Source organism: Neobacillus drentensis (assembly GCF_036966985.1).
Classification (GTDB): Bacteria; Bacillota; Bacilli; order Bacillales; family Cytobacillaceae; genus Neobacillus; species Neobacillus drentensis_E.
Genome location: NZ_JBALSN010000031.1, coordinates 9,804 through 11,055, shown reverse-complemented (window position 1 = coordinate 11,055; position 1,252 = coordinate 9,804). Strand labels below are relative to the sequence as shown.

Here is a 1,252-nt window from a genome sequence, read left to right as displayed (position 1 = left end):
CATAAAGATTTGCGGAGGGCTCGTGCATGCGGTCAATCAATCATTCCAACGACAACAGGGGCAGCGAAAGCAATTTCTCTAGTTTTACCGCAGTTAAAGGGGAAATTACATGGTATGTCACTTCGTGTACCAACACCAAACGTTTCACTGGTTGATTTAGTCGTGGATCTTAAACAAGATGTAACGGTGGATGAAGTCAATCATGCCTTTATCGAAGCAGCAAATGGCCCATTAAAAGGCATTTTAGATTTAACGATGGAACCGTTAGTTTCTGTTGATTTTAATACGAATGAACATTCTGCCATTATTGATGGTCTATCCACTATGGTGATGGGGACAAGAAAAGTAAAGGTTTTGGCATGGTATGATAATGAGTGGGGCTATTCTTCACGTGTGGTAGATCTAACACTGTTAGTTGCTCAGAAAATAGCAGAATCCTCCGAGTTAAAGGTTGGGTAAAATAAAGCAAAAAATAAAGCTGTCGATTGACAGCCTTTTTTTTGTGCTATATTGTGACATTTTGGTGTAAATAGGCATAAAATAGCTTTGTTGAATTTATTTATAAAGTGATGAAAAAGCCCGTCCTAATAAAGTTTTTTATATTGATAGGTTGCAAAAAAAATATAAACAAAGTATACTAGTCATCGTGAACTTCTTGAAATTAGGTAGCGATTAATTACTTAAAGGGTTAGGACCTCTCTGGACTAACTTTCCCCCGTGGTAGTTATAAGATACCGTCTGTACATGATTTCAAGAAAGAACAAAAAGGTTAGAGGGGGAAAAATGAATATGGAAACAATGGGACGTCACGTGATCTCTGAGCTATGGGGATGCGACTTTGAAAAACTAAACGATATGAATTTTATTGAAACGACTTTTGTTGAAGCAGCTCTTAAATCAGGAGCGGAAATCCGTGAAGTAGCATTTCATAAATTTGCTCCACAAGGTGTGAGCGGTGTCGTCATTATTTCCGAATCACATCTAACTATTCACAGCTTCCCTGAGCATGGGTACGCTAGCATTGATGTTTTCACTTGCGGCGATTTAAATCCCAATGTTGCAGCAGATTATATTGCTGAGGCATTAAATGCCCAAACACGTGAAAATATAGAAATTCCACGTGGCATGGGTCCTGTCCATGTAAAACAGGCAAAAGTTCTATAATCTTTATAAAAATAATTAGTGAAGAGGTGTATCTAAACATACACCTCTTTTTATATTTTGTCTGTGTTATAGCTTATTGTTGATTTTG

The 1,252-nt window shown here is 37.4% G+C and carries 1 protein-coding gene and 1 pseudogene; both read left to right on the top strand.

Translation table 11 applies throughout. The annotated features are described in order from the left end of the window. A pseudogene (locus V7659_RS02045) lies at positions 1-459 on the top strand (type I glyceraldehyde-3-phosphate dehydrogenase); the annotation flags it as partial. A gap of 330 nt (positions 460-789) precedes the next feature. Next, entirely contained in the window at positions 790-1,164 is a 375-nt protein-coding gene (speD, locus tag V7659_RS02040; protein WP_283879577.1) for an adenosylmethionine decarboxylase, read from the top strand. The last annotated feature ends 88 nt before the right edge of the window (positions 1,165-1,252 follow it).